A 15,518-nucleotide genomic window follows, 5' to 3' on the forward strand; every position below is an offset into this window, starting at 1 on the left:
CCGGCCCCTTTTTTTCTGATTTTTACTGATCTTGACCGCCGCCCCCGCGGCAACGGAGCCCTTCGATGAAAATGAACAAGCTCACCACCCGGATCGTCCTGGCCATGCTGGCCGGGGTCGGCGTCGGCTATGCCTGCAACACCATGGCCCCCGACGCCGCCAGCGCCAAGGAAATTGCCGGCTATTTCAGCATCCTCACCGACATTTTCCTGCGCCTGATCAAGATGATCATCGCCCCCCTCATCTTCGCCACCCTGGTGGCAGGCCTGGCCAACATGGGCGACGCCAAGGCTGTCGGCCGCGTCGGCGGCCGCGCCCTGGGCTGGTTCATCTGCGCCTCCTTCTGTTCCCTCTTCATCGGCCTGCTCTTCGCCAACGTGCTGCAGCCGGGCCATGCCTTGAGCGTGCCCCTGCCCGAGTCCGCCGCCGGCCTCAACCTGAAGACCTCGGCCCTCAACCTGAAGGACTTCATCACCCACGTCTTCCCCAAGAGCATCATGGAAGCCATGGCCGGCAATGAAGTGCTGCAGATCCTGGTCTTCGCCGTGTTCTTCGGCCTGGCCCTGGGCCACCTGCACAACCAGGCCGCCCGCTCCCTGGTGAACACCATGGACGAAGTGGTCCACGTGATGCTGAAGGTCACCGACTACGTCATGCGCTTCGCTCCCTTCGGCGTCTTCGGCGCCGTGGCCGGTGCCATCACCACCAACGGCCTGGGCATGCTGCTGGTGTTCGGCAAGTTCATGCTCAGCTTCTACGTCGCCCTGGCCGCCCTGTGGGGCCTGCTGATCCTGGCCGGCTTCATCGTCCTGGGCAAGGACGTGTTCCGTCTCATCAAGCTGGTGCGCGGCCCGCTGCTGGTGGGCTTCTCCACCGCCTCCAGCGAGTCCGTCTATCCCAAGCTGATGGAACAGCTGGAGAAGTTCGGCATCAAGACCCGCGTCACCGGTTTCGTCCTGCCCCTGGGTTATTCCTTCAACCTGGATGGCTCAATGATGTACACCACCTTCCTGGCCCTGTTCATCGCCCAGGCCTACGACATCCCCATGAGCCTGACCGCCCAGATCACCATGCTGCTGGTGCTGATGGTCTCCTCCAAGGGTATCGCCGGTGTGCCGCGGGCTTCCCTGGTGGTGGTGGCCGCCGTGCTGCCCATGTTCAACCTGCCGGAAGCCGGCCTGCTGCTGGTGCTGGGCATCGACCACTTCCTCGACATGGGCCGCACCGTCACCAACGTGCTGGGCAATTCCATCGCCACCGCCGTGGTGGCCAAGTGGGAAGGGGCCATCGACCCGGTGAGCGAGGAGCTGGCCGAGGCCGAGGAATCCCTGCCGGTGCCGGAAGACGATTCCCTAGCCACCGCCAAGGCCGCTGCCTGATCCGTCCGGCCGGAGCCCCCATGTTCGCCCTGTTCCTGAAGAGCCTGCTGGGGGCCCTGGCCGTCCTGCTCATTGCCCTGCTGTCCCGCAGCAAGAGCTTTTTCATCGCCGGCCTGGTGCCCCTGTTCCCCACCTTCGCCCTCATTGCCCACGCCATCGTCGGCAGTGAGCGGGGCGGGGCGGACCTGCGCACCACGGCCATCTTCGGCCTGTGGTCCCTGCTGCCCTACGCGGTCTATCTGCTGGTGGTGGCCTGGCTCAGCCTGCGCTGCAGCCTGGGCCTGACCCTCGCCAGCGCCACCGCGGCCTGGCTGGGTAGCGCCGGCCTGCTGCTCCTGGCCTGGAGCCGCCTGTTCCCGCAAGGGAACTGAAGCATGTCGCGGGAGGCGCCCGGAACTAACCGGGGGCCGCCCGCCAAACGTTGTTTTATCCCTCCGCTTTAGGCCCGGCATACAATGCCGGGCACTTTTTTCCTTTATCGCCATGGATATCAACTGGTTCCTCCTCGCTCCCGCAGCCTTTTTCGCCGGCATGGTCGATGCCGTGGTGGGCGGCGGCGGACTGATCCAGATTCCCGTACTGCTTTCCCAGTTTTCCCAGACGGCCATCCCCACCCTCTTCGGCACCAACAAGGTGTCGTCCATCGCCGGCACCGGCGCCTCCCTCTGGCGCTACGCCCGGGCCGTCCCCATTCCCTGGGCCGTGGTCCTGCCGGCCACCCTGGCCGCCCTGGTGGGCGCCTGGCTCGGCGCCGCCGTGGTCGCCTGGCTGCCCCGGGAGGCCATGCGCCCCCTGGTGCTGGTGCTGATGCTGGCGGTGGCCATCTACACCTTCCGCCGCAAGGACTTCGGCCATAGCGCCAGCCGCGAGCTGGTGCCCGCCGACCGCTGGCGCGGCGCCCTCCTGGGCCTGACCATCGGCTTCTACGACGGCTTTTTCGGCCCCGGCACCGGCAGTTTCCTCATCTTCGGTTTCGTCCGCCTGTTCGGCATGGACTTCCTCAAGGCCTCGGCCAGCGCTAAGGTCATCAACGCCGCCACCAACCTTTCCGCCATCGCCTTCTTCGCCAGCCACGGCCCCATCCTGTGGACCGTGGGCCTGATCATGGCCGCCTGCAACCTGGCCGGGGCCCAGGTCGGCACCCTGCTGGCCCTCAAGCGGGGCGCCGGCTTCGTGCGCCAGGCCTTCCTCGTCGTGGTGGCCGTGCTCATCGTCAAGCTGGCCTGGGACATGCTCGCCCCGGCCGCCTGAGCCCCCGCAAAGGGACCGGGAGCGGCATAATCCGGAAATCCGAACGGGGCTTCCCACCACCACCGCCACGCTCCATGCCACCCAGCCAGCGCCTCTTCCGCCTCGCCATCCTGCTCCTGGGCTTCGCCGCTCTGGTGGGCGGCACCAGCCTGCTGGCCTTCCGCTTCAGCCTGGCCATGGGCCTGGCCGAACTGCAGGCCACGGGCCGGCACCGGCTGGACCTCTACGCCACCAGCCTGGAGCGGGAAATCGACAAGTACGCCTACTTCCCCACCACCCTGGGGCTGGAAAAGGACGTGCTGCACCTGCTCACCACCCCCAAGCCCACGCCGACCCAGATCGAACAGCTCAATCTATACCTCGAGCAGCTCAACGAGCGGGCCGGCACCCTTTCCATCTACGTCCTCAACGCCAATGGCCGGGTCATGGCTACCAGCAACTGGCGCCGGCCGGATAGCTACCTGGGAGAAGACCTCTCCTTCCGCCCCTATTTCCGCCAGGCCATGGATACGGGCAGCGGCCGTTTCTTCGGCATTGGCACCACCCGGGGCGAGCCGGGCTACTACCTGACCTCGGCCCTGACCAACGCCCAGGGCACAGTGGGTGTAGCGGTACTCAAGGTGGGCCTGCAACAGCTGGAAAAGACCTGGTCCACCGTGGAGGCTCCGGCCCTGGTGGCGGACGAGAACGGCGTGGTCATCCTGGCCTCGGTGCCGGACTGGAAATTCACCACCCTGAAGCCCCTGGACGATGCCACCCGCCGTGCCTTCGACCAGACCCAGCAGTACAATCGCCGCGCCCTCAACCCCCTGGGGGTGGTGGAGCTGGCGGAACTGGACCACGGCGCCCGTCTGGTACGCCTGCCCAAGGCCGGGCCGGAGATGGTCTCCATGTTCCCGGTGGCCGGCAAGTTCCTGGCCCAGACCCAGCCCCTGCCGGGCACCCCCTGGACCATCACCGTTTTCTCCCATCAGGAGCAGGTGCGCGAAATTGCCGCCAACCGGGCCGCCCTGGCCGGCATCGGTGCCGCCTTCCTGTGCATCCTGGCCCTCATGTTCAACGAACGCCGCCGCCATGTGCGGGACCGGCTGGCCGCCCGGGAAGCCCTGCAGAAGGCCCACGACGAGCTGGAACGCAAGGTGGAGGAACGCACGGCCGACCTCTCCGCCGCCAACACCCGCCTGCAGGAAGAAGTGGCGGAGCGCACCCGGGCCGAACGCACCCTGCGCGCCGCCCAGGATGAACTGGTGCAGGCCGGCAAGCTGGCGGTGCTCGGCCAGCTCTCCGCCGGCGTCGCCCACGAGCTGAACCAGCCCCTGGCGGCCCTGCGCACCCTTTCCGGCAACGCCCGAAAATTCCTCGCCCGGGGCGACCAGGAAACCGCGGGCAGCAACCTGGAGCGTATCGGCGAACTGGTGGACCGCATGGGCCGCCTCACCGGCCAGTTGAAGTCCTTCGCCCGCAAATCCACCGGCAAGCCCCAGGCCGTGCCCATCCGGCGGGCGGTGGAGAACGCCCTGTTCCTGCTGGAACAGCGCCTGCAACGGGCCGGCGTGGTGGCCTGCATCGACCTGCCCGAGGAAGAGCTGCTGGCCTGGTGCGACCCCAACCGGCTGGAACAGGTGCTGGTCAACCTGGCCGCCAATTCCCTCGACGCCATGGCCGGCCGCCCCCAGCAGGCCCTGGACATCAGCGCCCGGCGCCAGGGCGAGCGCATCGAGGTGAAGGTACGGGACCAGGGCCCGGGCCTGGACGAGGAGGCCCGCAGCCACCTGTTCGAGCCCTTCTTCACCACCAAGGAAGCCGGCAGCGGCCTGGGCCTGGGCCTGGCCATTTCCGCCGGTATCGTCGCCGATTTCGGCGGCAACCTGACGGGGGACAACCACCCCGATGGCGGCGCCGTGTTCACCCTGGACCTGCCGGCCGCTCCCGCTGCCGCCCCTGGAGCCCCCTCATGAGCCTACAAGACTCCCTGCAAGTACTGCTGGTGGAAGACGATCCGGACGTGCGTCTGGGCTGCGAACAGGCCCTGCAACTGGAAGATATTCCGGTGAGCAGCGTCGATAGCGCCGAGAAGGCCCGCCGCCGTCTGACCCGGGACTTTCCCGGCATCGTCGTCAGCGACATCCGCCTGCCGGGTATGGACGGCATGGCCCTGCTCACGGAGCTGCAGGCCATCGACCCGGAGCTGCCGGTGGTGCTCATCACCGGCCACGGCGACGTTTCCCTGGCGGTGCAGGCCATGAAGGGCGGCGCCCACGACTTCATCGAAAAGCCCTTTTCCCCCGACTACCTGGTGGAAGTGGTACGCCGCGCCCTGGACAAACGCCGCCTGACCCTGGAAGTACGGCAACTCAGGGCCCGTCTGGAAAGCCGGGACACCCTGGAAGCCCGCCTCATCGGCCGCTCCCCGGCCATGGTCAAGGTGCGCCAGCTGGTGGCGGACCTGGGCAACAGCGCCGCCGACATCCTCATTTTTGGCGAGACCGGCACCGGCAAGGAACTGGCGGCCCGCTGCCTGCACGAAGCCGGCCCGCGGCGGAACGGCAACTTCGTCGCCATCAACTGCGGCGGCCTGCCCGAAACCCTCTTCGAAAGCGAAATATTCGGCCACGAAGCCGGCGCCTACACCGGCGCCGCCAAGAAGCGCATCGGCAAGATCGAGCACGCCAGCGGCGGCACCCTGTTCCTGGACGAAATCGAGTCCATGCCCATGGCCATGCAGATCAAGCTGCTGCGGGTGTTGCAGGAACGCAGCCTGGAACGCCTGGGCTCCAACACGCCCATTCCCGTGGATTGCCGGGTGATTGCCGCCACCAAGGCGGATCTCAAGGAACTCTCGGACCAGGGCCGCTTCCGCGCCGACCTCTACTACCGGCTGAACGTCGCCACCTTGCCTCTGCCGCCCTTGCGGGAGCGGCGGGAGGACATTCCCCTGCTGTTCGAACACTTTCTGCTGCAAGCCGCCGCCCGTCACGAACGGCCGGTGCCCGCCGCCGATCCAGCGCGCATGGGACCCCTGCTGGCCTATGACTGGCCGGGGAATGTGCGGGAACTGAGGAACGTGGCGGATCGTTGCGTGCTGGGGATCGAGGCGGGGGTGGCACCGTTCACCGCGGAGTCGCCCGCTCAAAAGCGCTCCCTGGCCGAAACCGTGGACAGTTTCGAACGGGCCCTCATCACCGACGCCCTTGAAAGAAACCAGGGCAGTTTGGCGCGGACCGCGGAAGATCTGAGAATCGCCAAGACCACGCTACACGACAAAATCCGGAAATACGGCCTGGCCAACCAGCCATCGGGCTAACGGGTGACCGGGGCCGGGACTGGCAGGGGAAACCACTCATCAAGGTAAACTTGCCGATAGTCGGCAGGAATTGTATTAATCCCCGCCATATTCCAAATTAATGCTAAACGACCCGTAGGAGCTTCCCATGCCCAATGCCCCGCTTTCCTACCTGCCGCCCACCAATACTGGAAGTTCCCGGCAAGCAGGATTTTCTCTTATCGAACTCATGGTCGTGGTGGCCATCATTGCCATTCTGGCAGCCATTGCCATCCCGGGTTATCAGGACTACATCGTCCGCAGCCGCTTGACCGAGGCGACCTCCCTTCTCGCTGCCAAGCGGGTCCAAGTCGAGCAGTTCTATGACAACAACCGGACCTACGTTAACGCTCCCGGTTGTGCCGACGATGCCACCAGCAGCAAGAGTTTCACCTTCTCCTGTGCCAATGTGGCAGCTAACACCTATCGCCTTGAAGCGACTGGGAAGAGCACCATGTCCGGCTTTACTTTGCGGATTGATCAGGACAACAACCGCTCCACTCCTAGCGCAGGCTCCGGGTGGTCAGCGAACAACAACTGCTGGGTCACCAAGAAGGACGGATCGTGTTAGGCAGAGCCCCCCGCCATCTGCCTTTTGAGGCAGGTGCGACACTGATTGAGTTGGCTGTTGCACTGGTCATCTTGGCGATCTTGCTGACGTTCGGCATGCCAAGCTTTTCCGAATGGATTCAGAACGCCCAGATCAGAACAGCAAGCGAAACGGTGATGACCGGCATTCAATTGGCCAGGAATGAAGCAGTCAAGCGCAATACAGCGGTTGAATTCGTCTTGGGCAATCCCGGGGCACAGGGCGGAACAGGCTGGACAGTAAGAGAAGCCGCCAGCGGCACCATCATCCAGCAGACCACAGCGGGAGAAGGATCGCGCAATGCCATCCTGACGCCAACGCCAGGAGACGCCACGACAATCACCTTCAACAGCCTTGGCCGCCTGCCGGTTGCGATGTTGAACCTTGATGGATCTTCGATCATCACCAGAATAAATGTCGACGTACCGGAATCGGTACTGGCAGCAGACAAATCCAACGACATGCGCATCACCATCAGCACCGGAGGACAAATCCGCCTCTGCGACCCCCACATCAGTGCTACGGGAGATCCCAGATCATGCTGACCCTCACTCCCCACCAACAACGCGGCTCGGTTCTACTGGAAGGACTGATTGCGGTACTGATTTTCTCTTTTGGCATCCTGGCGATCGTCGGCCTGCAAGCAGCCTCAACGAAAGCTGTCACCCAGGCAAAGAGCCGGGTCGACGCAGCATTCGTTGCCAATCAACGCATTGGTGAGTTGTGGGGAGACCGGGACAATTTGGGTGCGTATGCCGAAAGCAAAAAAGAGATCGATGCCCTGCCTAACGGAAAGCGCACCACAGAAATCAACGGCACGACCGTTACGGTAACCGTGGAATGGAAGATGCCGGGCGATGCATCGTCAAACACGTATTCCACCGTTGCCCAAATCGTTGGCAATCCACCGATTTGAGCGGCGTAGGAGAGTCACATGAGTCGGCATAACAAAAGCAGGGGTTTCGGCCTAGTTGAGATCATGGTGGGCATGGTCATCAGCATGATTGCCTCCATCGTGGTGTTCCAGGTATTTGCCTCCGCCGAGCGCCAGAAGCGGGGAACCACAGGTGCAGCCGACGCCCAAACCAACGGCGCCCTTTCCTTGAGTATGGTGGAAAGTGACGTCAAAGCGGCTGGTTGGGGCCTCGACGCACACACGTTCTCAGACTGCGACCGCGTCTTCAGTTATATCGATGACGGGGTATCCGCGCCCGGGGCAGTCCCGAATTTGCTCACGCCGGCCGTCATTTCTGAAGGTGGAACGGGGCCGGATCAGATAAGCATCCGTTACTTCGACAACCCCGCCAATGCGAACTACAAGTTTGCACTGACTGCGCTGACCGCCAAGCCAGCGGCAGGCTCGGAATCCATGCGAGTCCGCAGTCTGTACGGCTGCACACCGACAGTTGCGGTACCAAAACCGCTAGCCCTCATTCAGCAGAGCGGCACCTGCACCTTGGTGCAAATCACCAAGGTAGAAAAGCCTACGCTGACCATCTGGACGGAAAGCGGCCTGGGCGCTCCTTCCTACAATCCACCGGGAGCCTATAAGCTTGCCAATGCTTGGCCGGCATACGACAAGGGCGCGGACTTGCAATGTTTCCCGCAACTCAGCCAGAAGACCTACCGCATTACCAATGGGCAACTCGAATTGCAGGAACCGGACGCAAACGGGGTTCTCCAGACCTTCCAGATCGCCCCTGATATTCTCAGCCTTCAAGCCCAGTACGGCATCACGGACGTCTGTGCCGGCACTCCGTGCCCCCAGAAAATCACCGACTGGGTAGATGCAGGAGGAGCCTGGGCGGCCCCCCTGAGCAATGCCAACTCAAAGCGGATCAAGGCGTTGCGCGTCGCCGTCGTGGCGCGCAGCGCAGAGTATGAGAAGCCGGGTTCCGACGGAACCTGCAAAACAACGACAGAAGAAGCTGTGGCTGCCTGGTCTTCCTGGGCCAAATTTGACATCACCACATTCCCGGCTGATTGGCAGTGCTACCGTTACAAGGTGTTCGAAACGGTGGTGCCGCTACGTAACGTCATTTGGGGCAACGTGTGAGGACATGACCATGCCCAACCATATTCCGCCTTCACCACGAAGCCAGGAAGGCCTGGCCCTGTTTGTCGCCCTCATTGTGCTGGTTGCCATGTCGATCGCCGGCGTTGCCCTGATCCGTTCGGTGGATACAGGCACGTTGATTGCCCGCAATCTGGCATTTCAGCAGAGCGCCACCCTGAGCGGCGACCAAGGCATTGAAACGGCCCGCACGTGGCTATTGAACAACTCCAGCTCCCTCACTGGGGACCGACCTGGCAATGGCTATTACGCCACCAGCCAGGACATGCTGGACCTGACCGGCAACGTGACTCCCGGCGACACCAGTGACAACGTCAATTGGGACGGCCAGGGAGGCCCCACCACTCCCACTTGCCAAGCCAAGGACAGCGTTGGCAACACTGTCTGTTATGTCATCCACCGCCTGTGCGACACCACTGGTCCGTTGGACTCATCCACCTGTTCCACGCGGCAGTACATTCGCACAGATAGTAGCAAGGGGGTGGTCGGAGGCCTTTCGAACTACCAACCCCCCTCCTGGGACCCGGAAATTGCCTCAATGGGCGTATACCGCGTCACCATCCGGGTTTCCGGGGCGCGGAACAATATCAGCTACCTACAGGCCTTCATCGTCATTTGAGTGGCATTCGGTCGACGCACTCCAAGGAGTCGAACATGAAAAAATCTCCCGTTTTATCCCCCTCGGTCCGTCTGCTTGCACTCGCCCTGGGCTACACCCTGATCGCCACTCCCACCGGCATCGGTGCTGCAGAAACGCCATTGGCCGATATTCCCCTGGCCAATGCCACTACCGAGAACATTCTGCCGAATATCTATTTCATCCTGGATAACTCGGGCAGTATGGACTGGGATTACATGCCCGATTACGTCAATGGCAGCTATTGCCGCAGTACGGGAACCAGTCTGACCAGTTGTACTAACGGCGATGCTCCTTATTACCTGAGCGCGTTCAATCGGGTCTATTACAACCCGATGGTGAACTACACTCCGCCTAAGAACGCCGACAATAGCGACAAGACCAATTACACCACCTGGACCAATGTTCCTTATGACGGTTACGGTATCCAGAGCGGCAGTTCAATCAACCTGGTTACCAACTATCCGGAACGGGTCGCCTGTAAAAATGGATGGGATGACGTCAACGGCAGCAACTGCGTATCCCAGATCGATGGCGCCAATGCCTATAGCTATCCCAACGGCACCTATAGCAACATCAAGACCCGCTACGGCGGCCCGTTCTACTACACGGCCACCGTCGAATGGTGTTCTGCCCAGGAAAGCAGCGGCCCGAGATTCGGCAAGGCCGGCACCTGCCAAGCTCAGAAATCCTCGACCTACCGATATGTCCGTTACAGCAACTGGAAACGGGTGAGTATCGTTCCCAGCACCACCAGCTATCCCGGCCCCAACGGAACGACACGCACCTACGCCCAGGAGATGACCAATTTTGCCAACTGGCATGCCTGGTACCGGACCCGGATGCAGATGACCAAGACTGCCGTTGGCCAGGCATTTGCCGATATCCGCGGCACCCCCAATGCCAGCGACCCCCTCGACAAGAATTATTTCCACGCACGGGTCGGCTTTTCCACCATCAGCGACAAGGGGGCCACCGACAGCAATACTTTCCTGGCTATCAATAATTTTGACACCACCCAGAAAAACACCTGGTTTACCCGTTTGTACAAGGGAGACCCTACCGTCAGTACGCCGCTCCGGGGTGCCCTGGCCAAAGCAGGTCGAATTTATGCTGGCAAGCTGGGAGCGGACCCCATCCAGTATTCCTGCCAACGTAACTTCACGATTCTGTCGACCGACGGCTACTGGAATACCAACGATGAAACGTCTACCTATGGGCCAACCAAGGAAGACGGAAAAACAGTGGTCGGCGATCAGGATGGAGTCGCTACTGCGACACGGCCTTCCTTCGACGCGCTGAAGAAAAGCAGCACCCTTGCCGACGTAGCCTACTACTACTATCACACCGACCTGCGTTCCGACATGCCGAACAATGTTCCGCCGGCTGGTACCAAACTGGAGGAGGATGATGTTGCCACGCATCAGCACATGACCACCTTCACCATCGGTCTCGGTGTGGATGGCAACCTGACCTATCAGGATGGCTACAAGACGGCCACCTCCGGCGCCTACTACGACATCAAACAAGGCACCAAGAACTGGCCGGACCCATTGGATGCCTCGGATGAAGACCGTATTGACGATCTCTGGCATGCAGCCGTCAATGGCCGCGGCACCTACTTCAGCGCCCGCAACCCGGAAGCTCTGGTCAACGGCCTGGCCAGCGCGCTAGGGGCCATGGAGGCCAGCAGCGGCTCCGGCGCCGCAGCAGCAACGTCAGCCCTGGAACCGACGGCTGGGGACAATTACATCTATGTTGCCAATTACCGCACCGTTGCCTGGGAAGGCGAGTTATCTGCCTACACCATTGACCTCAGCACCGGCAACATATCCGCCAATGCCACCTGGAAGGCATCCCCTCAGCTCAACAGCAAAATTCCCGCCGTCGGCAACACCGACACCCGGGCTATTTATACCTCCAGTGGCAGCACCCTCAAAGCGCTGGAATGGGCCAATCTGACTGCGGCGCAAAAAGCATATTTTGATAACACCAAGCTCAGCCAATACCTGGACTGGAGTGCTGCCGACAAAAGCACGGCGACCGGCGAACTGATGCTGAATTATGTCCGCGGGCACAACCGCTACGAGGACCAGGAACGGGACGTGGCTTTTGGCAGCTACAACCGCCTCTACCGGGATCGCTCCACCGTCCTCGGCGATATCGTTCACGGCCAGCCGGTTTACGTACAGGCTCCTTCCCTGGAGTTCCTGGATGCGGGCTATGCCGAGTTCAAGGCCGCCCAGGCAGGCCGGACCGGCATGGTCTATGTCGGCGCCAACGACGGCATGCTGCATGCGTTCGACGCTGCCACCGGTGCCGAGAGCTGGGCCTATGTACCGCCCATGATCATCAAGGACCTGTGGCGCCTGGCGGACAAGGACTACGCCACCAACCATCGTTATTTTGTCGATGGTCCCATCATCGTTACCGATGCATTCGTCACCGGCAGTTGGAAAACCATACTGATTGGCGGCCTGGGCAAGGGTGGGCGCGGCTACTACGCGCTCGATATCACCACTCCGAGCGCACCCAAAGTACTGTGGACCTTCTCGGCAGATGACAACCCCAATATGGGCTACAGCTACGGCTCCCCCTTGGTATCCAAGGTAGATGGGCGCTGGGTGGCCTTGTTGCCCTCCGGCTATAACAACATTCCCGAAGGTTCCAATTATCCGACCGCTGATGGCAAGGGCTATATCTTCATGCTGGATGCTGGCACCGGTGCCCTGATCAAGACCCTCTCGACCAACACGGGTAGCTCCGGCAATCCCAGCGGCCTCGGTCGCATCAACGTCAAGGCCGACGATTTTGCCAAGGACAACACCGCGGTGGCGGCCTATGGCGGCGACCTCTTCGGCAACATGTGGCGCTTCGACCTGTCAGCAGGCACAGTCTCCCCGATCATGACGCTCGGCTCGTCCCAAGCCATCACCGCCGCACCCGAGATTGGTGAAATTGACGGCAAAACGGTTCTTTTCTTCGGTACCGGCCGCTATCTGGGGCAGGATGACCTGGACAACCCGGCCTCCCAGTCCTTTTATGCAGTAAAAGACGATGGCACAAGCACCATCAGCCGGGGCTCCATGGTTGCCAAGGTAGCCAACGGCACTGAGGTTGGCGGACCGGAGGTCAATTGGAACATCCATGGCGGCTGGTACCTGGATTTGCCGATGGGCAAAGAACGGGTCTATCTCAATGCCCAGCTCTTCTTCGGTACCGTCATGTTCTCCAGCATCGTTCCCGAAGCCAGTGCCTGCCAACCGGGGGGCTCCAGCCAGCTTTATTTCCTGGACTACAAGAGCGGCGGCGGCGTAGACGGCGGCCGAGCCATCTACACCTTCACCTCGCCCATCGTCGGCCTGACTGTGATCAAACTGCCGGGGGGAACACCCAAAGTATTCACCATCACTGCCGACGGCAATCTCAAGGGCGGGGCAATGACCCTTCCCATCAGCACCGGCAACGGCGGCGGCAATCTCAGTGGCAATCGCATGATGTGGCGGGAGTTGGCCAACTGACCTTCCGCAGCAATTCTCCGGAACCAACCACATTACGCCCCGCAAGGGGCGTAATGCTTATTCCCCTGATGCATCGACAACCGCTGGCTTCGGCCCTACTTCTTTCCTGCTGCCTGCACGCCTTGCTGCTGAGCCTCCCGCCGGGAACACTCGGTGGCAGTCCTCGCCTTGCGCTTGGATTGGAAGCCAAACTTGGCAATGCATACACACCACTGCAAGTCCGGCTGGGATTGACTGCCCCGCTCCAACCCATACGGGCATTCGAGGACAAACTACGCTTGCAGGCGCCGCCAGCCGCGGCGCCACAACTGACAACCGACCCAGAAGTCGTTGAGAAAAATGCACAGAGGGACAGTTCCGACGGCGCCAGTTCATCCGAGGGTGGGAAACCGGACATCGGCATTCCGGTACCGTACTACTACCCCCCGGCGGAAGTGACCCAACGTCCGCACGTTGCCAGCCCGATCGATACCAGCATGGTGGATGACGAAGAGGGGTCTGGCAAAGCCATTCTGGTGCTCTACATTAACGAGCAGGGCAAAGTGGACAAGGTGGAAACGGAAGCCACCCATCTCAGTGAGCGACTGAATGCCTTGGTCGCCCAGCAGTTCGGATCGGCCCGATTCCTGCCGGCAGAAAAGGATGGACAGCCGGTGAAGAGCCGGCTGCGCATTGAAGTGACGATTCGCCCCAGGCCGCCTCAAACCACGGCGGCCCCCTGAATCAGTTGCCCAGCAGTTCCTTGGGCAGAGGGAAGTTCACCTCCGGCTCCCCATCCCCCAACTGGCGCACATTGCCGGCTCCCAGCGCCTGCAGGCGGGAGATGACCCCCTGTACCAGGGTCTCCGGTGCGGAGGCGCCGGCGGTGACGCCAATGGTGCTTACCCCCTGCAGCCATTCGGCCTCAATCTGCTCGGCCCCATCCACCAGATAGCCCCGCACACCGCGCAGCTTGGCCACTTCGAGCAGGCGGTTGGAATTGGAGCTGTTGCGGGAGCCCACCACGATCACCAGGTCGCAGGATTCGGCCAGATGCTTCACCGCATCCTGGCGGTTCTGGGTTGCATAGCAGATGTCGTCCTTGCGCGGTCCTGCGGCATCGGGGAAACGCCCGCGAATGGCCTGGATGACGTTGGCGGCGTCGTCCACCGACAAGGTGGTCTGGGTGACGAAGCCCAGCTGCTCGGGGAACCGCACCATCAGCTGGTCCACATCCTCCCGGGTTTCCACCAGGTGCATGCCGCCATTGACGCTCTGCCCCATGGTGCCCTCGACTTCGGGATGGCCCTTGTGGCCGATCATGATGACTTCCCGCCCCTGTTCCCGCATCTTGGCCACCTCGTTATGCACCTTGGTGACCAGGGGACAGGTGGCGTCGAACACCTTTAGCCCCCGCCGGTCGGCTTCCTCGCGCACGGCCTTGGCGACGCCGTGGGCGCTGAAGATGACCGTGGCACCGGCGGGCACTTCGTCCAGTTCCTCGACGAAGACGGCGCCCTTGGCGCGCAGGCCGTCCACCACGAACTTGTTGTGCACCACTTCATGACGCACATAGATGGGGGCGCCGAAACGCTCCAGGGCCCGTTCGACGATGGCGATGGCCCGTTCGACGCCGGCACAGAAACCGCGGGGATTGGCGAGGATGACTTCCATGGATGACTCTCAGTTGGGTCGGGAGCCACAGCTCCCGGCACCGGGGGTTGGACGCGGCGGGGCCAAGGCCCCGGGGCAAGCCTTTAGAGGATGCCGATGATCTCCACCTCGAAGCGCACGGACTTGCCGGCCAGGGGGTGGTTGAAATCGAAGAGGGCGTGGCTTTCCGTCAGTTCCCGCAGGAAGCCGGCGAACTCGGCACCCTCGCCGTCGTTGAACTCCACCACGGAGTTTTCCTTCAGTTCCATGCCCGGCGGCAGGGCTTCCCGGGCGATGCGCTCCACCAGCCGGGGGTTGTGTTCGCCGAAGGCCTGGGCCGGTTCCAGCAGGAAGACGTGGCGCTGGCCGGCCACCTGACCGAGCAGGCACTTCTCCAGGTTCTCCGCCAGTTGCCCGCTGCCCATCTGCAGGGTGGCGGGCTTCATGTCGAAGGTGTTGAGAATCTCGCTGCCGTCGCCGGTGGTGACGCGGTAGTGCAGGGTGAGAAAGCTGTCCGGCTGGACCGTTACTTGATCGACTTGGCTCATCAGGAATACCGCTCTTCTTTCCAGGGATCTGCTTCGTTGTGGTAGCCGCGCACTTCCCAGTAACCGGGACGGTCTTCGGCGTGGAATTCGATGCCGGAGAGCCATTTGGCGCTCTTCCAGGCGTAGCGTTTGGGCAGCACCAGGCGCACCGGGCCGCCGTGTTCGACGGACAGGGGGGCGTCGTCCACCGTGTGGGCCACCAGCACGTCGTCGTCCAGCAGCGCCGCCAGGGGCACGTTGGTGGTATAGCCGTCGTAGCTGTGCAGGGTGACGTGGCGGGCTTCCGCCAGGGGGCCGGCCAGATTCACCACGTCCCGGGCCAGCACGCCCTCCCAGGGTACGTCCAGCCGGGTCCAGGTGGTGACGCAGTGGAAATCACTGGTCCGCTGCACCTGGGGCATGGCCAGCAACTGTTCCCAGTCCAGCACCACTTCCTGGGCCACCAGGCCGAACAGGCGCAACTGCCAGTTTTCATGGTGGATGTCGGGATGGATGCCCAGGTCCAGCACCGGAAAATCGGTGACGTGGCGCTGGCCGGGAGGGATGCGGTGGTCGCTCATGAACG

Annotated in this window: 15 protein-coding genes; 12 read left to right on the top strand and 3 right to left on the bottom strand. The window is 62.5% G+C overall.

Annotation, left to right across the window (positions count from 1 at the left end; genetic code table 11):
* Positions 1-65 precede the first annotated feature (65 nt).
* The 12 genes from AC3QLZ_RS06400 to AC3QLZ_RS06455 all read left to right on the top strand — a co-directional run bounded on the left by AC3QLZ_RS06400 (position 66) and on the right by AC3QLZ_RS06455 (position 13,495).
* Positions 66-1,379, top strand: a complete 1,314-nt coding sequence (locus tag AC3QLZ_RS06400) for a dicarboxylate/amino acid:cation symporter (protein ID WP_492783533.1) — start codon at positions 66-68, stop codon at positions 1,377-1,379.
* Positions 1,380-1,399: 20 nt separating this feature from the next.
* Entirely contained in the window at positions 1,400-1,750 is a 351-nt protein-coding gene (locus AC3QLZ_RS06405) for a GlpM family protein (RefSeq protein WP_492783534.1), read from the top strand.
* Between the two features lie 112 nt (positions 1,751-1,862).
* A complete protein-coding gene (locus tag AC3QLZ_RS06410; RefSeq protein WP_014238492.1) occupies positions 1,863-2,630 on the top strand; it encodes a sulfite exporter TauE/SafE family protein in 768 nt (255 codons plus the stop codon).
* A gap of 74 nt (positions 2,631-2,704) precedes the next feature.
* Positions 2,705-4,588 (top strand): sensor histidine kinase, encoded by a 1,884-nt coding sequence (locus tag AC3QLZ_RS06415; protein ID WP_492783535.1) that lies wholly within the window; start codon positions 2,705-2,707, stop codon positions 4,586-4,588.
* A complete protein-coding gene (locus tag AC3QLZ_RS06420; protein WP_492783536.1) occupies positions 4,585-5,934 on the top strand; it encodes a sigma-54-dependent transcriptional regulator in 1,350 nt (449 codons plus the stop codon). Before AC3QLZ_RS06415 ends, AC3QLZ_RS06420 begins: the two co-directional genes overlap by 4 nt.
* A gap of 127 nt (positions 5,935-6,061) precedes the next feature.
* Positions 6,062-6,523, top strand: coding sequence for a type IV pilin protein (locus tag AC3QLZ_RS06425; protein ID WP_014238495.1), 462 nt, complete (start codon positions 6,062-6,064; stop codon positions 6,521-6,523).
* Positions 6,472-7,086: a GspH/FimT family pseudopilin gene (locus AC3QLZ_RS06430; RefSeq protein ID WP_235832416.1), complete on the top strand. Its 615-nt coding sequence runs from the start codon at positions 6,472-6,474 to the stop codon at positions 7,084-7,086. The genes AC3QLZ_RS06425 and AC3QLZ_RS06430 overlap by 52 nt, the downstream gene beginning before the upstream one ends.
* Positions 7,080-7,457: a type IV pilus modification PilV family protein gene (locus tag AC3QLZ_RS06435; RefSeq protein ID WP_014238497.1), complete on the top strand. Its 378-nt coding sequence runs from the start codon at positions 7,080-7,082 to the stop codon at positions 7,455-7,457. The genes AC3QLZ_RS06430 and AC3QLZ_RS06435 overlap by 7 nt, the downstream gene beginning before the upstream one ends.
* A gap of 18 nt (positions 7,458-7,475) precedes the next feature.
* A complete protein-coding gene (locus AC3QLZ_RS06440) occupies positions 7,476-8,597 on the top strand; it encodes a PilW family protein (protein ID WP_130459304.1) in 1,122 nt (373 codons plus the stop codon).
* Between the two features lie 4 nt (positions 8,598-8,601).
* Entirely contained in the window at positions 8,602-9,234 is a 633-nt protein-coding gene (locus tag AC3QLZ_RS06445; RefSeq protein WP_050804331.1) for a pilus assembly PilX family protein, read from the top strand.
* A gap of 35 nt (positions 9,235-9,269) precedes the next feature.
* Positions 9,270-12,773: a pilus assembly protein gene (locus tag AC3QLZ_RS06450; protein ID WP_492783537.1), complete on the top strand. Its 3,504-nt coding sequence runs from the start codon at positions 9,270-9,272 to the stop codon at positions 12,771-12,773.
* A gap of 53 nt (positions 12,774-12,826) precedes the next feature.
* Complete coding sequence (locus tag AC3QLZ_RS06455) at positions 12,827-13,495, top strand: energy transducer TonB (RefSeq protein WP_492783538.1); 669 nt, start codon at positions 12,827-12,829, stop codon at positions 13,493-13,495.
* 1 nt (position 13,496) lies between these two features.
* Here the strand turns inward: AC3QLZ_RS06455 and ispH are convergent, their stop codons facing one another.
* The 3 genes from ispH to AC3QLZ_RS06470 form a co-directional block, all read right to left on the bottom strand.
* On the bottom strand, positions 13,497-14,426 hold the full coding sequence (gene ispH, locus AC3QLZ_RS06460) for a 4-hydroxy-3-methylbut-2-enyl diphosphate reductase (protein ID WP_014238502.1): 930 nt from the start codon (positions 14,424-14,426) through the stop codon (positions 13,497-13,499).
* A gap of 83 nt (positions 14,427-14,509) precedes the next feature.
* On the bottom strand, positions 14,510-14,953 hold the full coding sequence (locus tag AC3QLZ_RS06465; protein WP_014238503.1) for an FKBP-type peptidyl-prolyl cis-trans isomerase: 444 nt from the start codon (positions 14,951-14,953) through the stop codon (positions 14,510-14,512).
* Complete coding sequence (locus tag AC3QLZ_RS06470; protein ID WP_014238504.1) at positions 14,953-15,513, bottom strand: sulfite oxidase-like oxidoreductase; 561 nt, start codon at positions 15,511-15,513, stop codon at positions 14,953-14,955. The genes AC3QLZ_RS06465 and AC3QLZ_RS06470 overlap by 1 nt, the downstream gene beginning before the upstream one ends.
* Positions 15,514-15,518 lie beyond the last annotated feature (5 nt).

This window comes from Azospira sp. MPR-LB4 (assembly GCF_058809525.1).

Bases quoted from the DNA above. Each gene is read 5' to 3' on its own strand.
- AC3QLZ_RS06400 (WP_492783533.1), top strand. From the start codon at position 66: ATGAAAATGAACAAGCTCACCACCCGGATCGTCCTGGCCATGCTGGCC.
- AC3QLZ_RS06405 (WP_492783534.1), top strand. From the start codon at position 1,400: ATGTTCGCCCTGTTCCTGAAGAGCCTGCTGGGGGCCCTGGCCGTCCTG.
- AC3QLZ_RS06410 (WP_014238492.1), top strand. From the start codon at position 1,863: ATGGATATCAACTGGTTCCTCCTCGCTCCCGCAGCCTTTTTCGCCGGC.
- AC3QLZ_RS06415 (WP_492783535.1), top strand. From the start codon at position 2,705: ATGCCACCCAGCCAGCGCCTCTTCCGCCTCGCCATCCTGCTCCTGGGC.
- AC3QLZ_RS06420 (WP_492783536.1), top strand. From the start codon at position 4,585: ATGAGCCTACAAGACTCCCTGCAAGTACTGCTGGTGGAAGACGATCCG.
- AC3QLZ_RS06425 (WP_014238495.1), top strand. From the start codon at position 6,062: ATGCCCAATGCCCCGCTTTCCTACCTGCCGCCCACCAATACTGGAAGT.
- AC3QLZ_RS06435 (WP_014238497.1), top strand. From the start codon at position 7,080: ATGCTGACCCTCACTCCCCACCAACAACGCGGCTCGGTTCTACTGGAA.
- AC3QLZ_RS06440 (WP_130459304.1), top strand. From the start codon at position 7,476: ATGAGTCGGCATAACAAAAGCAGGGGTTTCGGCCTAGTTGAGATCATG.
- AC3QLZ_RS06445 (WP_050804331.1), top strand. From the start codon at position 8,602: ATGACCATGCCCAACCATATTCCGCCTTCACCACGAAGCCAGGAAGGC.
- AC3QLZ_RS06450 (WP_492783537.1), top strand. From the start codon at position 9,270: ATGAAAAAATCTCCCGTTTTATCCCCCTCGGTCCGTCTGCTTGCACTC.
- AC3QLZ_RS06455 (WP_492783538.1), top strand. From the start codon at position 12,827: ATGCTTATTCCCCTGATGCATCGACAACCGCTGGCTTCGGCCCTACTT.
- ispH (WP_014238502.1), bottom strand. From the start codon at position 14,426: ATGGAAGTCATCCTCGCCAATCCCCGCGGTTTCTGTGCCGGCGTCGAA.
- AC3QLZ_RS06465 (WP_014238503.1), bottom strand. From the start codon at position 14,953: ATGAGCCAAGTCGATCAAGTAACGGTCCAGCCGGACAGCTTTCTCACC.
- AC3QLZ_RS06470 (WP_014238504.1), bottom strand. From the start codon at position 15,513: ATGAGCGACCACCGCATCCCTCCCGGCCAGCGCCACGTCACCGATTTT.